Genomic DNA, 15,644 nt, shown 5'->3' with positions numbered 1-15,644 from the left:
CAGTCGCTCTTAAATTTTCAACCAGTCACCGCCTCCGCTTCTTTTCAAATCTTTTTGTGTAAATATGTAAAATAAATATAATCCACGATATAAAAACCGCCCCGATCTCCTGTTACGGAAACCGGGGCGGTTCACTTGCATTATTTGTGCTTTTTCAAGCGCTCACGCAATTACTTGCGGGGGTTCTTGATCGCAGCCTGAGCAGCAGCCAAACGTGCAATGGGCACACGGAAGGGAGAGCAGCTGACGTAGTCCAGACCGACGTTGTGGCAGAACTCCACGCTCGTGGGGTCGCCGCCGTGCTCACCGCAGATGCCCAGGCCCAGGTCGGGACGGGTCTCACGGCCATCGTGTGCGGCCATCTTGACCAGCTTGCCCACGCCGATCTGATCCAGGTGCTGGAACGGATCGCTCTCGTAGATCTTGTTCTCGTAGTAAGCGCCCAGGAACTTGGCAGCGTCATCACGGCTGAAGCCGAAGGTCATCTGGGTCAGGTCGTTGGTGCCGAAGCTGAAGAACTCAGCCTCCTTGGCGATCTCGCCGGCAGTCAGGGCTGCACGGGGGATCTCGATCATGGTACCGACCTGATACTTCATGTCAACGCCAGCAGCAGCGATCAGCTCATCAGCAACCTTGACAACAACGTCCTTGACGAACTTCAGCTCCTTGACCTCGCCGACCAGCGGGATCATGATGTGCGGGGTGATCATGCAGCCGGTCTCAGCGGAGACGTTCAGGGCAGCCTTGATCACAGCGCGGGTCTGCATGGCAGCGATTTCGGGATAGGTAACAGCCAGACGGCAGCCACGGTGACCCATCATGGGGTTGAACTCGTGCAGAGAAGCAACCACGTTCTTCAGGTCATCGAAGGTCATGCCCATATCGGCAGCCAGCTCCTTGATGTCCTCGTCCTTGGTGGGCAGGAACTCGTGCAGAGGGGGATCCAGATAGCGGATGGTCATCGGGCGCTCACCCATGATGCGGTACATGGCCTCGAAGTCACCCTGCTGGAACGGCTCGACCTTGGCCAGAGCAGCTTCGCGCTCTTCCACGGTACGGGCGCAGATCATCTCACGGACAGCCTTGATGCGGTCCTCAGCGAAGAACATGTGCTCGGTACGGCACAGGCCGATGCCCTCAGCACCCAGGTCAACGGCCTGCTGTGCATCGCGGGGGTTATCGGCGTTGGTCATAACCAGCAGCTGGCGGGCAGCATCGGCCCAGCCCATGAAGCGGTTGAAGTTCTTGTTGCCGGTAGCGGCCACGGTTGCGACCTGCTCACCGTAGATGTTGCCGGTAGAACCATCGATGGAGATCCAGTCGCCCTCAACGAACTTGTGGCCGTTGATCTCGAAGGTCTTGGCCTCCTCATCGATCTTGACCTCGTTGTCATTGCCGCAGCCGGAGACACAGCAGGTACCCATACCACGGGCAACAACGGCTGCGTGGCTGGTCATGCCGCCGCGGACGGTCAGGATGCCCTGAGACACCTGCATGCCCACGATGTCCTCGGGAGAAGTCTCCAGACGGACCAGAACGACCTTCTTCATCTTGCCGGACTTGACCATCTCCTCTGCTTCCTCAGCAGTAAAGACGATCTGGCCGCAGGCGGAACCGGGAGAAGCTGCCAGGCCCTTGCCGACGACTTCGGCGGCCTTCAGGGCAGCGGCATCGAACTGGGGATGCAGCAGGGTATCCAGCTGCTTGGGCTCCACGCGCAGAACAGCCTCCTGCTCGGTGATCATGCCCTCGTCCACCAGGTCACATGCGATCTGCAGAGCAGCCTGTGCGGTACGCTTGCCGTTACGGGTCTGCAGCATGTACAGGTGGCCGTCCTCAATGGTGAACTCCATATCCTGCATATCGCGGAAGTAGTTCTCCAGACGGGTTGCGATCTCAACGAACTGATCGTACACCTCAGGCATCTGATCCTTCAGGTGGCTGATGGGAGAAGGAGTGCGCACGCCTGCAACGACATCCTCGCCCTGTGCATTGATCAGGTACTCGCCCATCAGCTTCTTTGCGCCGGTGGCGGGGTCACGGGTGAATGCAACGCCGGTGCCGGAACGGTCGCCGGAGTTGCCGAATGCCATCTGCTGCACGTTGACAGCGGTGCCCCACTCGTAGGGGATCTCGTTCATCTTGCGGTAAACGTTTGCACGGGGGTTGTCCCAGCTGCGGAACACAGCCTTGACAGCCTCGATCAGCTGATCGCGGGGATCCTGGGGGAACGGCTTGCCCTCGTTCTCCTCGTAGATCTTCTTGAAGACGCCGACCAGTTCTTTCAGGTCGTCAGCCGTCAGGTCCACGTCGTTCTTAACGCCCTTGGCTTCCTTCATCTTGTCGATCTCGACCTCGAACAGGCTCTTCGGGACCATCATAACAACGTCTGCAAACATCTGCACAAAACGGCGGTAGCAGTCGTATGCGAAGCGGGCGTTGCCGGTCTTCTTGGCCAGGCCCTCAACAGCCTCATCGTTCAGGCCCAGGTTCAGGATGGTATCCATCATGCCGGGCATGGACTGACGGGCACCGGAACGGACAGAGACCAGCAGGGGGTTGGTGTTGTCGCCGAACTTCTTGCCGGTGATCTCTTCCAGACCCTTGAGATGCTCGAAGATGTCAGCGGTGATATCGTCATTGATCTGACGGCCGTCTGCATAGTACTGGGTGCAGGCATCCGTAGTGATGGTGAAGCCCTGGGGAACCGGCATACCGGCAGCAGTCATCTCTGCCAGACCGGCACCCTTGCCGCCCAGAGTATTCTTCATGGTGACCTTGTCGCCGCCGAAGGCATCGTTGCCCTCGCTGAAGTAGTACAGATACTTTTTGCTCATGCGTGTTTACCTCCCATTTGGTGACCCCCGGTGCCACGCCCGGCGGTCTCATCGCACTTTTTTCTCAAAGCTGATGAACATTGTCTTGTGAATGCTAAACTATTATACCAGAAAATTCCCACATTGCCACCGGGCAAAACACCGAATTTGTTTGATAAATTTTGTGCAATTCCCTTGAAATTTACTCAATTTTCCGCTATTATAAAATGGGAGAAAGTTCGAGAGGTTTTTTGTTTTGCAGAGCTATTTTTCCGTGTCTTGGATACATGCTGTTATCCATTAAAATTTCCGGTGGAATTCCACCTGCGGAACGGGTCGGAATTTCTCCCTCATGGATACAACAAAATACCACACCTTCCCAAGGAGGGACACTATTTATGGAAACCATTTCCAACGAAGCTCTGGCCGCAGCACGCGCCAAACTGGACGCTGCCGAGAGCCGGCGCGAGAACATCCTGCTTTTTCACATCGCCAACGGCGTGAACATTGAGAGCCGTACCGTCCAGATCGACGGTGGCGTTGTCATCGCCCCGGGAGCCACCATTCTGGCGGGCACCATCCTGCGCGGCAAGACGGTCATCGGCGCAGGATGCGTCATCGGCCCCAATACCCTGATCGAGGACAGCACCGTGGACGAGGGCACCACCGTCAACGCCAGCCAGGTCTACGGCAGCCATCTGGGCCCCCACAACAACATCGGCCCCTTCACCCATGTGCGGGTGAACACTGTCACCGACTACGGCGTGCATCTGGGTGCCTATGTGGAGACCAAGAACTCCAACTTTGCCCGGGGCAACACCGTGAGCCACCTGACCTACATCGGCGATAGTGATGTGGGCAGGTACTGCAACTTCGGCTGCGGCACCGTCACCTGCAACTACGACGGCAAGGATAAGTTCCGCACCCAGATCGGCGATTACTGCTTTATTGGCTGCAACACCAACCTTGTAGCCCCGGTCAAGGTAGGCAACGGTGCTTACACCGCCGCCGGCAGCACCATTACCAAGGATGTACCCGCCCAGGCGCTGGGCATCGCCCGGGAGCGCCAGACCAATCTGGACGGCTGGGCAGCCCCCAAGATGGAAGCCTACATCGCCAAAAAGCAGAAGCTGGAGGAGGAGCAGAACAAGTAACTCTCCCGCTGCTTTATAAGGTATTATGCAAAAGCACCGCCCTGTATCTGTACTGATATAGGGCGGCTTTGTGTTTTTCCCGCAAAACAGATTTCTTTTTCTTCGCGCGTATGTTATACTAAAGAACTGTACCACACATTATTTTAAGCAAAAAGAAAAGGCAAAACAACAACTATGAATGCAAACGACATCTGGCTGATCGCGGGCCTTGGCAACCCGGAAGCAAAATACGATGGCACCCGCCACAACGCGGGCTTTGCCGCGCTGGACTCTCTGGCGGGCAAATGGGGCATCAGCGTCAGCAAAACCAAGTTTCAGGGCCTGTGGGGCCAGGGCGAGGTGGACGGCCACAAGGTGGTGCTGCTGAAACCCCTGACCTACATGAACCTCTCCGGCGATTCCATCGCCCCGCTGGCGGGCTTTTTCAAGATCCCTGCTGACCACGTCATCGTCCTGTGCGACGATATCACCCAGGCCCCCGGCAAACTGCGCATCCGGCCCTCCGGCTCGGCAGGCGGGCACAACGGCCTGAAGAGCATCATTGCCCGGCTGGGCGGGGAGAACTTCCCCCGCATCCGCATCGGCGTGGGTGCCAAGCCCCGCCCGGACTATGACCTTGCCGACTGGGTGCTGGGCAAGTTCCCGCTCGAGGACGCAAAGGCCATGGCTGACCGCTACCCCGACCTTGAAGCCGCCGCAAAGCTTATCATGGACGGTAAGCTGGGACTGGCGCAGAGCAAGTATAATGGGTGAGGGAGAACCCCCCAGTCGCCTGCGGCGACAGCCCCCGCTAATAGGGGGGCCCTTGGCATTGCGTAAAGTTTTACGGTTTTGCCAAGGCCGCCCCTAGTAGGGGCGGTGGCATTGCGAAGCAATGACGGTGGGGTTTAGCTTTCCAAAAGTGTTTGCTTCGAGAGGAGGTCTACGATGTACGAAGCGCTGCTGAAAAGCACAGCGGAATATCAGAAGATCGCGGAGAGCCTGCGCACCCCGGGCCCGGCGGCGCTGTTCGGCCTGCCGCCTGCGGGCCGTGCCCTGCTGTACGCCGCCCTGCAAAAGGACCTTGACCGGGTGCTGTGCATCGTGACCCCCGGCGAGGCAGAGGCTACCCACTTTGCGGACGACCTCAAGGCGCTGGGCCTGACCGCGGCGGTGTTCCCGCCCCGTGACTTCATGCTGCGGCCGGTGGAGGGCGCGGGCCGCGAGTACGAGTACCGCCGCCTGTCGGTGCTGGGCGCGCTGGCGGGCGGGCGGCTGAATGCCGTCTGCGTGCCCGCCGAGGCGCTGCTGCAATACACGGTGCCCCGGGATGAGTTCCTGCGGAACACCCTCACCCTCAAGCCCGGCATGGTCTACAACCGGGAAGCGCTGGTGGCGCGGCTCTTTGCCGCCGGATACGTCCGGCGCAGTCAGGTGGACGGCCCGGGCCAGTTCAGTGTACGCGGCGATATCGTGGACATCTACGCGCCGGACATGCACCAGCCCGCCCGTGTGGAATACTGGGACGATGAGATCGATTCGCTGGCCTCCTTCGACCTGCTGACCCAGCGCCGGGACGGCAGTCTGGAAAAGATCTACCTTTCCCCCGCCCGCGAGGTGCTGTTCGGCAGCACCGCCGAGACGGCCGAGGCCTTGCGCGGAGCCATCAAAAAGGCGCGGGGCAAGCACCGCACTGCCATGGAAAAGGCCACAGAGGCCGACCTTGCTCAGCTGGATTCCGGCCTGATGCCCGAAGCCATGGACAAGTATTACGGCATCCGCTACCCGCAGCCCGCCACCCTGCTGGACCATCTGGACAGCCCCATCTTCGTGCTGGACGAGGTGGGCGGCATCCGGGATGCCCAGAAGGCCACCGAGTACCGCCGGGGCGAGGAGCTGACCGGCCTGCTGGAGGAGGGCGTGCTCTGCCCCGGGCTGGACGTGCTCTACCAGACCATGGACGACCTTGCCATTGCGGCCCAGAAACAGAGCACCCTGCTGTGTGAGAACTTCCTGCGGGGGATGAACGAATTCAAGCTGAAGGACCTCATCAATGTGGAGGCCTTTGCGGCCCCCAACTGGGGCGGCGACCTGGCCTCCCTGCGGGAGGATCTTGACCCGCTGATCGCCCAGGGCTATGCCGTCACCCTCTTCTCCGGCACTCCCAAGGGTGCCGCCGCCCTGACCCGGGACCTGACGGACAAGGGCTACTCCGTGAGCATGAGCCGGGACGTGCGCCCGGCCAAGGGCATCGTGCAGGTGCTGCCCGGCCACCTGACCGCAGGCTGCACCTTCCCCTTTGCCCACGCGGCGGTCATCTCCTCCCGGCGGCACGGGCTGGATGAAGAAGCCGCTGCCGAGAACAAAAAACGCAAAAAGAACAAAAACGCCCTGTCCAGCCTTTCGGACATCAAGCCCGGGGACTATGTGGTGCACCAGAGCCACGGCATCGGCATGTACGCAGGCATCCAGCGGCTGGAAGTGCAGGGTGCCATCAAGGACTACCTGAAGATCCAGTATTCCGGCTCCGACGTGCTCTATGTGCCAGTGACCCAGCTGGATCTGCTCAGCCGCTACACCGCCCCCGGCGACGAGGAAAAGGTGAAGCTGGCCAAGCTGGGCGGTGCCGAATGGCAGCGCACCCGCGCCAAGGTGAAAAAGGCCACCGAGGAGATGGCCCAGGAGCTCATTGAGCTGTACGCCCGGCGCAGGCAGGCCCAGGGATACGCCTTCCCGCCCGACGGCGACTGGCAGAACGATTTCGAGACCCGCTTTGAGTACGATGAGACCGACGACCAGCTCCACGCCACCGCCGAGATCAAGCAGGACATGGAAAAGCCTTACCCGATGGACCGCCTGCTCTGCGGCGATGTGGGCGTGGGCAAGACCGAAGTTGCCCTGCGCGCGGCCTTCAAGTGCGTGATGGGCGGCAAGCAGTGCGCTCTTCTGGCCCCCACCACCCTGCTGGCCTGGCAGCACTACAACACCCTGCTCTCCCGGATGGAGGCCTTCCCGATGAAGATCGGGATGCTCTCCCGCTTCCGTACCGCGAAACAGCAAAAGGAGACCCTGCGGGGCCTGCAGTCCGGCAGCGTGGACATCGTAGTGGGCACCCACCGCCTGCTCTCCAAGGATGTGCGCTTCCACGACCTGGGCCTTGTCATCATCGATGAGGAGCAGCGGTTCGGCGTGAAGCACAAGGAGAAGCTGAAGGAAAACTTCATCGGCGTGGATATGCTGACCCTCTCGGCCACGCCCATCCCCCGCACCCTGAACATGGCCATGAGCGGCATCCGCGACCTGTCCACCATCGAGCAGCCGCCCATTGAGCGCCAGCCCGTGGAGACCTTTGTGCTGGAGTACAACGATGTCATCCTTGCCGAAGCCATGAAGAAGGAGCTGGCCCGGGGCGGTCAGGTGTACTACCTGCACAACCGGGTGGACAACATCGAGTCCACCGCCGCCCATGTCAGCCAGCTGGTTCCCGGTGCCCGGGTGGGCATTGCCCACGGTAAGATGACCGAGGAGGAGCTGAACCCGGTCTGGCAGCATCTGCTCAACGGCGAGATCGACATTCTGGTCTGCACCACCCTGATCGAAACGGGCATCGATGTGCGCAACTGCAACACCCTTATCATTGAGGATGCCGACCGGATGGGCCTTGCCCAGCTGTACCAGATCCGGGGCCGGGTGGGCCGCTCCGGCCGCAAAGCCTACGCCTACTTCACCTTCCGGCGGGACAAGACCCTGACCGACATCGCCCAGAAACGGCTTTCCGCCATCCGGGAGTTCACGGCCTTCGGCTCCGGCTTCCGCATCGCCATGCGCGATCTCCAGATCCGCGGCGCAGGCAGTCTGCTGGGCCACAGCCAGCACGGCCACATGGAGGCCGTGGGCTACGACCTCTATGTGAAGATGCTGGGGCAGGCCATCGCCCGGGCCAAGGGCGAGCCTGTGCAGCGCGACAAGAGCGAGTGCCTGATCGACCTGCGGGTGGATGCCTACATCCCCGAAACGTACATTGCCGACGGGCCGGGCCGCATTGAAGCCTACAAGCGGATCGCGGCCATCCAGACCCCCGAGGATGCCGCCGATGTGCTGGACGAGCTCATCGACCGGTACGGCGACCCGCCGCCCTCGGTCAGCGATCTGGTCAATGTCTCGCTGGCGCGGGTGCAGGCCACCGCCGTGGGCGTGTACGAGGTGACCCAGAAGAAGGACACCCTGGTGCTGCAGGTAGAGCAGCTGGACCTCCGGATGATCCAGGGCCTGCTGGTGGCCTTCAACGGCCGCGTTGTCACCGGGGCCGGTGCAAAGCCCTACCTCTCCGTCACCCTGCAAAAAGAGGAAAAGCCGCTGGAGCTGCTGCAGAGCATCCTCCGGGCGATGCAGGATATTTTGAAAGATTAACGGCCTCACCCTCTCAGTCAAAGCCAATAGGCTTTGCCAGCTCCCCCAAAGGGGGAGCCTCTGGCGGCTCCCCAAGACCTTGCGGGGAATTGCCAAAGCCTCTCCCCTTGGGAGAGGTGGCAGCGCGCTTGCGCTGACGGAGAGGGCGGGCGACCCGAACGACAGGAGCATAACAATGAAAAAGAAACTGATCGCACTTCTTGCCGCCGTGGCAATGGTATTTTCCCTTGCCGCCTGCGGCTCCACCCCGGATTCGGTGGGCACCATCGGCACGGTGGACATCACCTCGGGCCTGTATCTGCTGGCCCAGTACGACGCTTACCAGAAGGCCGCCGATCTGGCCACCTCGGAGCAGGATGCCACCGATGTGAAGGCCTTCCTGAAGCAGACCATCACCGTGGATGCCGACAGCGGCGAGACTGCCACTGTCAGCGACTATGTGAGCCAGAAAACCATGGAGAACCTTGAGACCTACGCCGCCATCGAGACCCGCTTTGAGGAGCTGGGCGGCCAGCTGACCGCAGAAGAGGAAGCACAGGCCGACAGCTACGCCTCCCAGCTGATGGAGCAGTACGGCGACACCTACAAGGCCAACGGCATCGGCCTGAACACCGTCCAGCGGTTTGAGCGCATCCTCATCAAGAGCACCGACCTGCTGGAGCTGGTCTACGGCGTGGACGGCGAGACCCCGGTGTCGGATGCCGACCTGACCAGCCATCTGGAAAACAACATGTACGAGCTGGCCTATTACACCATCCCGCTCTACAACACCAGCACCTATGCCTCTGCCGATGAGGACCAGACCAGCGAGATGTTGGATTTGGTACAGGCTGCTGTGGACCAGACCAATGCCTACGCTGCTTCCTTGACCGGCCTGAGCGATTCCGATTTCAGCAGCGCCCTGCTGGGCTACTTCTCCAGCGTGGTCACCTCCGCCCTGCCGGAGGTCTACGCCGTGCTGGGCTCCACCTATTCCTCCGATTCCAATGCACCTTCTCTGGAGCTCATCGGGGACAGCACCGTGACCTCTGCCTTTACCGCAGAGGGTTCCGCCGACACCATCCGGAGCCTGTCCATCGGGCAGGCAGCGGCTGTGAAGTACAACAGCTACGCCCTGATGGCCGCCCTGCGGCTGGACCCCCTGAGCCTGAAGGCGCTGGACGATCTGCGCGGACAGGTGCTCAACGATATGAAGGGGGAGGAGCTCTCCGAGGCGTTGACCGCCTACGGTGCTTCTCTGGAGCACGATCTGAGCAGCTCCGCCATGAACAGGATGCCCGCTTCCAAGATCGTGAACAGCAGCACCAACTAAGTTTTTATTTATATGCAAAAAGGCTGTTGCCTAAACTCCTTCCGTCATCGCTGACGCGATGCCACCTCCCTCTGAGAGGGAGGCTTTCACAGTTCACCGTTACGCCAAGGCTCCCTCCGAAGGGAGCTGGCACGGCGAAGCCGTGACTGATGGAGTTACAGGGTAACAGCCTTCTTTTTTTATTCTACGGTCTTCTCAAACGCCGCTTCCAGCGCCTGGTTCACGGCACGCACAGCGGCGGGGTCGGGCTTGATGGCGGCGCGGTCGTAGGTAAACAGGCCGTTCACCTCGTCCTCCACATCGCTCACCTGGGTGTACACCAGGGCCGAAAGCCCCTTTTTCAGCTGGGGGAGCACCGTTTCCAATTGCAGCTTTTTCCAGCGGGCGGTCAGCTCGGCCCGGTTCTTTGCCGTGCCGTAGCCATACGCCCTGCGGGGCGGCTCATGGCCGGGCATGGGCCAGGCAATGCCGCCGTATTCGCTCAGGGCCACCACCCGGCTCCGGGGCCTGACCCGGAGCGGGTAGAAATAGTTGTGCAGGGAATCCACATCTCCCCCGCCCTGATCGTACCAGCCGCTGGCCTCGTCCACAAGGCGGGTATCGTCCAGCCTGCGGACGGCCTCCACGGCCCCGGCGGCATCGAACTGCCCCCACCCCTCATTGAAGGGCACCCAGCAGCCCACACAGGGGTGGCACTGCAGGGCCTCTACCGTGGCTTCCAGCTCCCGGGCATATTCTTCCCTGCCCGCTTCCGTTTCGCGGCCCAGCAGGCCCCAAAGGGGCCTTGCGTCGGGCAGGCGGCGGAGCAGCGGCTGGAACACGTTGGTCAGGTAGGTCACGAACCAGAGTTTGTAGGGCCCGCCGCCGTTCACCATGTCCTGCCAGACGATGAGGCCCAGCTTATCGCAGTGGTAATACCAGCGCTGCGGCTCGATCTTGGCGTGCTTGCGCAGAAGGTTGAAGCCCAGCTCTTTTAGGGTCTGCAGTTCCCGCACCACTGCCCCATCGCTGGGCGGGGTGTACAGACCCTCGGGCCAGTAGCCCTGATCCAGCAGGCCGTTGAGCAGGATGGGCTTGCCGTTCAGGCAGAAGCGCATGATCCCGTGGGCATCCGGCGCACAGCTCCACTTGCGCAGGGCAAAGTAGCTGTGGACGGTGTCGCGCTGCTCCTCCTCTCCCTGCGTGGTGCCCACGGTCAGGTCATACAAAAACGGGCTGTCCGGGCTCCACGGGAAGAAATGCCCCTCCGGGATGTGCAGGGTCACCGCACCGTCCCGGTCGGCCTCGTCGCTGCCCCAGTCCTCGGCAACGGTCACGCCCCCGGCCCGCACCACGGCCCACAGGTTCGCCGCCCCGCCGGGCAGGGAAGTATGGGCTTTCACGGTCACGGTGCGGGCATCATAGTCCGGGGTGACAGTCAGCTCCGTGATGTAGTTTTCCGGCACCCGCTCCAGCCAGACGGTCTGCCAGATGCCGCTCTGGGCCGGGTAGAACATCCCGCCGGGCCGGAGGGTCTGCTTGCCCCGGGCCTGCACGCCGGTGCCGGTGGGGTCCTGCACGGCCACCCAGAGCCGGTCATGGCCGGCGGGGTTCAGCGCATCGGTGATATCCAGCGCAAAGGGCCAGTAGCCGCCCCGGTGGCCCCCCACCAGATGGCCGTTGACCTGCACGGCGCAGGCATAGTCCACGGCCCCGAAGTGGAGCAGCACCCGCCCGCCGGTGCCCGCCGGGGGCACAAAGCTCCGGTGGTAGTGGAGCCACGCCCCGGGCTGCAGGGTGTGCCCCACGCCGGAGGCTTTCGTCTCCGGGGAGTAGGGCACCAGAATATCGCCGTCCCACTTTGCGGGCAGCCCGGCAGAGCCGGTGATGGCGTACTGCCACAGGCCGTTCAGGTTCTCGTAGCTGTCCCGCCGCAGGGCCGGGCGGGGGTATTCGGGCAGAGGATGATGCTGCATACTGTCACCGCCTTTTCTGCTCCCATTGTAGCACAGGCCAACCGCCTTGTATAGGCGCAAAAAGCCCCCGCCGCCGGGGTTCCGGGGCAGGGGCTTTGATGCAGTGCTTATGCCAGTTTTGCTTCCAGCCGGGTGCGGATGGCCTGGATGAATTCCTCGCTGTTCACCTGGGTGGGGGTGATCCCCTCCGCCAGGCCGCAGAGGTCTTTGGTCATAATGCCGTCGTTGAGGGTCTGCAGGCTGGCGGCCTCCAGCGCCTCGCCAAACCGGACCAGCGCGGGCAGGCTGTCCAGCTCGCCGCGCTTTTTCAGGGCACCGCTCCAGGCAAAGATGGTGGCCATGGGGTTGGTGGAGGTGGCCTCGCCCTTGAGGTACTTGTAGTAGTGGCGGGTCACGGTGCCGTGGGCGGCCTCGTACTCATAGTTGCCGTCCGGGCTGACCAGAACGCTGGTCATCATGGCCAGCGAGCCAAAGGCGGTGGAGACCATATCGCTCATCACGTCGCCGTCGTAGTTCTTGCAGGCCCAGACAAAGCCGCCCTCACTGCGGATGACACGGGCCACGATGTCATCGATCAGACTGTAGAAATAGGTGATGCCTGCGGCCTCGAACTTTTCCCGGTACTCGGCATCGTACACCTCCTGGAAGATGTCCTTGAAGGTGTGGTCATACTTCTTGGAAATGGTGTCCTTGGCACCGAACCAGAGATCCTGTTTGCTTTCCAGCGCGTAGTTGAAGCAGCTGCGGGCAAAGCTGTAGATGGAGGTGTCCTTGTTGTACTGGCCCTGCAGGACACCGGCACACTCGAAGTTGTAGACCGTGGCGGCCTGCCGGGAGCCGTCGTCGCCGGTGTAGATCAGCTCTGCCCTGCCGGGGCCGGGGATGCGGAACTCGGTGCACTTGTACACGTCGCCGTAGGCGTGGCGGGCAATGGTGATGGGCTTTGTCCAGTTCCTGACCACCGGTTTGATGCTGTCGATCATGATCGGCGCGCGGAACACGGTGCCGTCCAGCACGGCGCGGATGGTGCCGTTGGGGCTCTTCCACATCTGGTGCAGGTGGTATTCCTCCACGCGCTGGGCGTTGGGGGTGATGGTTGCACACTTGACCGCCACGCCATACTTCTTGTTGGCAAGGGCTGCATCCAGGGTCACCTGATCCTGAGTGGCATCCCGGTTGGGCAGGCCCAGATCGTAGTACTCGGTCTTCAGATCCACAAAGGGCAGGATGAGCTCCTCCTTGATGATCTTCCAGAGCACACGGGTCATCTCGTCGCCATCCATCTCCACCAGCGGCGTGGTCATCTTGATCTTTTCCATAACAGTTTCCCTTTCCTCTGTTTCAAAAAAAACTGTGACCCCCGGCGGCACTGCCAGATGCTCTGCCGGGAGGTTCGGCTTTATCGATACGCGGCCGCCAGCTTTTCCAGCGCGGGCAGGCTGCGCTTTACCTTTTCGGTGTCGATGCAGTAGGCAAGGCGGACATAGCCCGTCACGCCAAAGGTATCGCTGGGCACCAGCAGCAGGTCAAATTCCCGGGCCCTGCGGCAGAAGGCGTTGGCATCCTCCTCCAGTGCCTTGGGGAAGAGATAGAAGGTGCCGCCGGGCCGCTCGACCTCAAAGCCCAGCGCTTTCAGCTTGTTGTAAAGCAGATCCATATTGGTCTCGTAAACGCTCAGGTCGCTGGTCACATCCAGGCAGCGGCTCACAGCGCGCTGGATGATGCTGGGCGGGCAGTTGTGGCCGGTAAAGCGGGAGATCTGGGCCATCATATCCACCAGAACCTCCTCCCCCTCACAGCCGGGGCGCACGGCCACGTAGCCCAGGCGCTCGCCGGGCAGGCTCAGGCTCTTGGAGAAGGAGAAGCAGGTCAGGGTGTGGGGGTAGAACGCCGCCGGGTAGGGCACGGCCCTGCCATCAAAGGCGATATCCCGGTAGGGCTCGTCGCTGACAAGGAAGATGTTGTGGCCGTAGGCCCGGCTCTTCTCGGTCAGGATCTCCGCCAGCCGGGTCAGGGTGTCGGAGGAGTAGACCACACCGGTGGGGTTGTTGGGGGTGTTGATGAGGACGCAGGTGACCTTCTCGGTCAGCATCTGCTCAAAGGCCTCCAGATTGGGCTGGAAAGCCGGGGCCTGGGGCGGCACCACCCTGAGATGGGCACCGGTGCCCTCCACATAGGGGCCGTACTCCGGGAAGTAGGGGGCAAAGGTCAGCACCTCATCCCCGGGCCGGGTCACGGCGCGCAGGGCGTGGGCAATGGCACCCGCCGCGCCCGTGGTGGGAAAGATATCCTTCTGCGCATAGGGCAGGCCGAAGGTCCTGTTCAGGTGGGCCGCCACGGCGGTGCGGAACTCCGGGTCGCCCTGGCTGGGGCAGTAGCCATGCAGGGCCACCGGGTCCTCCTGTGCCAGCAGCTCCTGCATGGCGGCGGTGAACTGCTCCGGGCAGGGCACGCTGGGGTTGCCCAGCGAGTAATCAAACACGTTCTCGTAGCCGATCTGGGCCGCGCGCTGCTTGCCGTACATAAAGGTCTCGCGGATGACGCTCTTGTGGGCCAGCATCCCGCGGTAAGTCTCGTTCAGCATAAGTTCCTTCCCCTCTGAAACACAAATTTATTTTTCGTGGGCAGCAGACGCATAGCTCTGCTCTACTTTCACCACACAGCTGTATTTCGGGTCCTGCTCATGGACGAACTGGCACATGGCGGCCAGCATCTCGTCCTTGTTCCCGGTATAGCCCGCCGGGAACTCCAGATCGAACAGAACATTCGTATGGGTATCACCCGGCACGATGCGCAGGTCGTGGATCGAAAGGCAGGGGTCGAGCTGGCGGGCCTTTTCCATCAGGCGGGTGCGCAGCACGCCCACCGCCGCATCGGTGGTGACGATGGGGTCATAGTGGATGGTCACCTGCAGGCCGTCCCGCTTTATAAAATCGTTCTCGATGTTGTCGATGACATCGTGGGCCTTGAGCGGGTCGGTCTCTGCCGGGAACTCGATGTGGAGGGAGGCGAACTGATGCCCCGGGCCGTAATCGTGCACCATGAGGTCGTGCATCCCCAGCACGCCGGGGTAGCCCATGACCGTCTGCTCAATGTGCTCCACCAGCTCCGGGCTGGGGCTCTCGCCCAGCAGGGGGCTCAGGGTGTCCATGACCAGCCCCCAGCCCGACCAGAGGATGAAGGCTGCCACGGCCACGCCCATGATGCCGTCCAGCCGCGCCCAGCCCGTCAGGCTGCAGACCACGGTGGAGATCAGCACCGCGCCGGTGGTCAGCACGTCATTGCGGCTGTCGGCGGCGGTGGCCATCAGGGTCTCGGAGCCGATGGTGCGGCCGATGGTGCGGTTGAAGCCGCTCATCCAGAGCTTGACGAGGATGGATGCGGCCAGCACACCCACGCTCAGCCAGCTGAACACCACGGGGGTGGGGTGGAACGCCTTGACCACCGATTCCTTGAGCAGGGAAAAGCCGATGCCCAGGATGGTCACACTGACCACCAGACCGGCCAGATATTCATAGCGGGCATGGCCGTAGGGATGCTCGGCATCCGGGGCCTTGGCGGCCAGCCGGAAACCGATGAGGCTGACCACGTTGGACGAAGCGTCCGAGAGGTTGTTCAAAGCATCCGCCATAATGGCAATGGAGCCGAACAGGGTGCCTGCCAGCAGCTTGCCCAGGCAGAGCAGCAGGTTGCAGGCCATGCCCACACCGCTGGCAAGGTTGCCGTAGGCCGTGCGGGTGGCGGGGTCCTGGGGATCATTGGGATGCCGGATGAACCGGCGGATCAGAAATTGTGTCATATCTATCTTTCATCTCCAGAAGTGCGTTCAAAAAATACGACTTAGGTATAGTATAGCACCCAGCTTTACCGTTGTGAAGCGTTCACCCATGAAACTGCGGCTTGTCAGGCGGCAGTTTTGTGAATTTGCTTCTTGTTGCAATCAAAAAAGAGCTGCCGCGCGCACCCCTTGCCAACACTTTGGTTGGCACAGAGCGCCGCAGCAGCCCCTTTTACAGTT

The 15,644-nt window shown here is 61.7% G+C and carries 9 protein-coding genes; 4 read left to right on the top strand and 5 right to left on the bottom strand.

Going from position 1 to position 15,644, the window contains the following annotated elements; genetic code table 11:
* Window positions 1-170: 170 nt before the first annotated feature.
* Window positions 171-2,837, bottom strand: coding sequence for a pyruvate, phosphate dikinase (gene ppdK / locus D3F01_RS08160; RefSeq protein ID WP_005930157.1), 2,667 nt, complete (start codon window positions 2,835-2,837; stop codon window positions 171-173).
* A 377-nt stretch (window positions 2,838-3,214) separates the two neighbouring features.
* On the opposite strand from ppdK, the gene D3F01_RS08155 reads away from it, so the two are divergent.
* The 4 genes from D3F01_RS08155 to D3F01_RS08140 all read left to right on the top strand — a co-directional run bounded on the left by D3F01_RS08155 (window position 3,215) and on the right by D3F01_RS08140 (window position 9,671).
* Window positions 3,215-3,970, top strand: a complete 756-nt coding sequence (locus D3F01_RS08155) for a UDP-N-acetylglucosamine diphosphorylase (protein ID WP_242887745.1) — start codon at window positions 3,215-3,217, stop codon at window positions 3,968-3,970.
* Between the two features lie 174 nt (window positions 3,971-4,144).
* Window positions 4,145-4,723: an aminoacyl-tRNA hydrolase gene (gene pth / locus D3F01_RS08150; protein WP_242887743.1), complete on the top strand. Its 579-nt coding sequence runs from the start codon at window positions 4,145-4,147 to the stop codon at window positions 4,721-4,723.
* A 174-nt stretch (window positions 4,724-4,897) separates the two neighbouring features.
* The gene (gene mfd, locus D3F01_RS08145) at window positions 4,898-8,359 is read left to right on the top strand and encodes a transcription-repair coupling factor (protein ID WP_242887741.1); all 3,462 of its coding nucleotides are present in this window, start codon (window positions 4,898-4,900) and stop codon (window positions 8,357-8,359) included.
* Between the two features lie 175 nt (window positions 8,360-8,534).
* Window positions 8,535-9,671, top strand: a complete 1,137-nt coding sequence (locus tag D3F01_RS08140) for a foldase (protein ID WP_242887739.1) — start codon at window positions 8,535-8,537, stop codon at window positions 9,669-9,671.
* A gap of 179 nt (window positions 9,672-9,850) precedes the next feature.
* Here D3F01_RS08140 and D3F01_RS08135 read toward each other — a convergent pair whose 3' ends face one another.
* The 4 genes from D3F01_RS08135 to D3F01_RS08120 all read right to left on the bottom strand — a co-directional run bounded on the left by D3F01_RS08135 (window position 9,851) and on the right by D3F01_RS08120 (window position 15,425).
* Window positions 9,851-11,626, bottom strand: coding sequence for a sugar-binding domain-containing protein (locus D3F01_RS08135; protein ID WP_242887736.1), 1,776 nt, complete (start codon window positions 11,624-11,626; stop codon window positions 9,851-9,853).
* A gap of 107 nt (window positions 11,627-11,733) precedes the next feature.
* Window positions 11,734-12,945, bottom strand: coding sequence for an NADP-dependent isocitrate dehydrogenase (locus D3F01_RS08130; RefSeq protein WP_242887733.1), 1,212 nt, complete (start codon window positions 12,943-12,945; stop codon window positions 11,734-11,736).
* Between the two features lie 80 nt (window positions 12,946-13,025).
* A complete protein-coding gene (locus D3F01_RS08125) occupies window positions 13,026-14,210 on the bottom strand; it encodes a pyridoxal phosphate-dependent aminotransferase (RefSeq protein WP_242887730.1) in 1,185 nt (394 codons plus the stop codon).
* 27 nt (window positions 14,211-14,237) lie between these two features.
* A complete protein-coding gene (locus tag D3F01_RS08120; RefSeq protein WP_098923781.1) occupies window positions 14,238-15,425 on the bottom strand; it encodes a cation diffusion facilitator family transporter in 1,188 nt (395 codons plus the stop codon).
* Window positions 15,426-15,644 lie beyond the last annotated feature (219 nt).

It is taken from the genome of Faecalibacterium sp. BCRC 81149 (genome assembly GCF_022750605.1).
Classification (GTDB): domain Bacteria; phylum Bacillota; class Clostridia; order Oscillospirales; family Ruminococcaceae; genus Faecalibacterium; species Faecalibacterium duncaniae.
Note: the sequence above shows the minus strand (reverse complement) of the source record. Positions and strands in the feature narration are given on the sequence as shown.